Source organism: Pseudomonas meliae, from assembly GCF_001400515.1.
Lineage (GTDB): Bacteria > Pseudomonadota > Gammaproteobacteria > Pseudomonadales > Pseudomonadaceae > Aquipseudomonas > Aquipseudomonas amygdali.
Genome location: NZ_LJQT01000059.1, coordinates 1 through 2,767, shown reverse-complemented (window position 1 = coordinate 2,767; position 2,767 = coordinate 1). Strand labels below are relative to the sequence as shown.

General features: G+C 59.3%; 5 protein-coding genes. 3 read left to right on the top strand and 2 right to left on the bottom strand.

The window, feature by feature from the left end:
- On the top strand, positions 1 to 506 hold a 506-nt coding region (locus ALO64_RS02725; RefSeq protein ID WP_456238956.1), incomplete at its 5' end, for a secretion/conjugation apparatus DotM-related subunit.
- Here the strand turns inward: ALO64_RS02725 and ALO64_RS02720 are convergent.
- Positions 496 to 873 (bottom strand): type II toxin-antitoxin system VapC family toxin, encoded by a 378-nt coding sequence (locus ALO64_RS02720; protein ID WP_044345778.1) that lies wholly within the window; start codon positions 871 to 873, stop codon positions 496 to 498. The two genes, ALO64_RS02725 and ALO64_RS02720, sit on opposite strands and share 11 nt — an antisense overlap.
- Positions 870 to 1,070, bottom strand: a complete 201-nt coding sequence (locus tag ALO64_RS02715; RefSeq protein ID WP_020309477.1) for a type II toxin-antitoxin system VapB family antitoxin — start codon at positions 1,068 to 1,070, stop codon at positions 870 to 872. The genes ALO64_RS02720 and ALO64_RS02715 overlap by 4 nt, the downstream gene beginning before the upstream one ends.
- 92 nt (positions 1,071 to 1,162) lie before the next feature.
- On the opposite strand from ALO64_RS02715, the gene ALO64_RS02710 reads away from it, so the two are divergent.
- Both ALO64_RS02710 and ALO64_RS02705 read left to right on the top strand, forming a co-directional pair.
- On the top strand, positions 1,163 to 2,248 hold the full coding sequence (locus tag ALO64_RS02710; RefSeq protein WP_044345777.1) for a thioredoxin fold domain-containing protein: 1,086 nt from the start codon (positions 1,163 to 1,165) through the stop codon (positions 2,246 to 2,248).
- Positions 2,235 to 2,756, top strand: coding sequence for a hypothetical protein (locus tag ALO64_RS02705; RefSeq protein WP_044345775.1), 522 nt, complete (start codon positions 2,235 to 2,237; stop codon positions 2,754 to 2,756). Before ALO64_RS02710 ends, ALO64_RS02705 begins: the two co-directional genes overlap by 14 nt.
- Positions 2,757 to 2,767: the final 11 nt, after the last annotated feature.

Genomic DNA, 2,767 nt, shown 5'->3' with positions numbered 1-2,767 from the left:
AATTCCTATGCATCAAGGGGTTGTTGCGGCGCAAGACCTTCTCGTTGACGCCGCTGTACGGCTTGGCCGACGCGGGGTTTGATCGCGTTGCAAAAGCACCGGGCGTCAGTGAGTGGCTGCAAAGCCATATATCGATGCGCACCGCGCTGGTGGCCTTGTATGGCCGCGATCTGCGCTTGGCACCGGCGCGCTTTCGCTGGCTCAAGGGGGTTAACCGTACTTTGTGGTATGCCTTGCACAGTGCCGACACGGCCAAGGTGTTTGTGGAAGGCGCTGGTGTTCAGGCTCAGGCGCGGGCAGAAGTCCATGCCAGTAAGCTGGGGCTGCCACGTCCTGGGTTGGTGGTGACCCAGGCCATCGATGGCTTGCAGGCCGAGTTGGAAAGCATCGGTCTGGTATTTGCGCGACATGTCATCACGCCCAAACGCCGGGAGGCCTCTGACCTTCCTGTCATGACGGCGGTGTATGCCGCGCAGCCACCTGTGGTTGATGAGCCTAGTGAGTAGGAGGCTGGTATGACACGGCCATGCGGCTAGCCAAACGCTCCAGGCGCTTGTCTAACGTCCAAAGCGCTGTGCCGCTCAATAACGCGGAGGCCAGGAGCGTCATATCCACCAGCCCACAGCCCAGGCCATAGAGCTTGTGAGTGTTCAGAAAGGCGATGACTTCACTCACCGTGGGTTGTTGTGCACCTCGTAGGTCGCCAAGGTCAGTCAAGGTGTTCAAACGATCAGGTGGGGTACCACACGCCAGTTCTCCGATCACCATGGGGTGTATGAGTACCCGGTCCTGGCTGAGCAAGTTCACCAGTTCTGGACTGTTGTTGCGAAAGTGCTCAACCCAAACGGAGGTGTCTACCAGGACGCCTTTCACAGTGCCTTCTCGTGTCGGCGGGCGATGTCTTCCATCGCTGGCAGTGTGGCCCCTAAAGCCATCAATCGTTTAGCCGCTTGAATGCGCACAAACGTCTGAACGGCTTCACGGAACAGGTCGGCCTTATCCATCGCCGGATCGGCGACTTCCAGAGCACGTTGGTACAACGCATCGTCGATGGTAACAGTCGTTCTCATGATGACTCCTTGCTTCAATTTTGATGTAACTCTACATCAAATTTGATTCAAAAAAGCACTATTAATTCTTTACTTTAGAAAGAGGAAGCCCCATGGCCTCGGCATCTTTGCGCGCCCCGTTTTCGGTGGACATCCAAGGCGATCAGCTGGTTGTCTATCAGGCAGATCAGGAAGAAGGCATCGTGACACGCACGATTTGCACCCTGGACCTTCGCCATCAGCACTCGTTTTATCTGAGCAATGACGGTGTGCTCTGCCGCGATGTTCAGGGTTTTGAATTCTCTCTTGAAACCCATGACAGTGAGGAAACCCATGAGCTACTGACCGCACTGTCGCAGGCTTTGCTGCGTCATGGACGACGCAAGACCCAGCGGCGTCTGATGGGCGTGTTCGTGCTGTTGGTTGTGCTTTGCCTCGGTGCCTCATGGCTTGGCCGAGCGCTTGAATGGCCTGTTGCAATGCCGGCGGCGCAGGTCATCACGCCCTCAGTCACGAGCCCCCCCAAGCCGGACCTGGCCAAGCGCAGCGCGCCGGAGCCGATCGCTTCTGAGCCACGCCAGTCCGCTGCAGACGTGGCACCTGACGATGGCTGGACATTGCCCAGGGAGGTTCGGGCCACACTCCCTCAAAAGCTGCACAACGCTGCCGAGCGCAAGCTGTTCACCGTTGACTATTCCAGCGGTCACGCGCGCACGCTGTATGTCTTTTCGGACCCTGGCTGTCCGAACTGCCAGAGTCTGGAGTCGTCCCTCAACACGCTCTCCGACGCCTTCAACGTGGTGGTGTTTCCTGTGCCGGTGATTGGTAAGGAAAAGTCGATCGCCGCCATTACGCCCGTGCTGTGCTTGCCGCCTGAGCAGCGCAAAACCGCGTGGGATCGCCTGTTTGATGCAGCCCCCGAGGGTGTAAACCTTGGAAAACCCCAGTTAAAGCCGACGTCGGAAGGGGTGGAAGTGAAAGCGGCGCAACCAGCAGGCACGTGCGATGTGGCAGAAAAGGCCTTGGGGATCAACCAGACGGCCTATCAGGCGTATCGCATACCGGGCACGCCTTGGGTGATCAGCGACGATGGGCGCTATGTGCCGCAGACGCTGTTGCGTGACCCGATCAGGCTTAAAGCCTTCCTCGATGAGCAACCTGCCCGCCAGGTTCAGGAGGTGTCGAATGCGCCCCAATGACTACGCCGTCGAGCGCACGCGTCTAAACCGGCGGGTTTACCACTCGGCACTGGCTGAGTGGTTGATGGGCCCCGGTAGTCTGACGCTGGGCCTTGCCGGGTCTGTGGTGGGAGGCGTCCTGTACCCGGTCAGCCTGTGGCTCAGTCTGCCGGCCTTGCTGGTTTGGTCACCTGTCATGCTGCTCGAACCCTGGCAGATGCCCATGCGCATGCCTTCAGACATGGACCGCCTCGACCCTTCGACGCAACGCCAGGTGACGGGCAAGCTGCTGGGTTTCTTGCCGGTCACGGCCATGCGCACGGTGATGCTCAAGGCAGCGGGCATCCTGTACATGGGGTACCTGCGCGGTCGGGACGCCGGGCGTGAACTGTGGCTGTCGCTGGATGACATGACCCGCCATATTCTGATGTTCGGTACAACCGGTGCCGGCAAAACCGAAGCACTGCTGGGGTACGTGTTGGGCCAGCTGGGCTATGGAAAGGGCCTGATCTATTCGGACGGAAAGTGAACCGCCCCGGG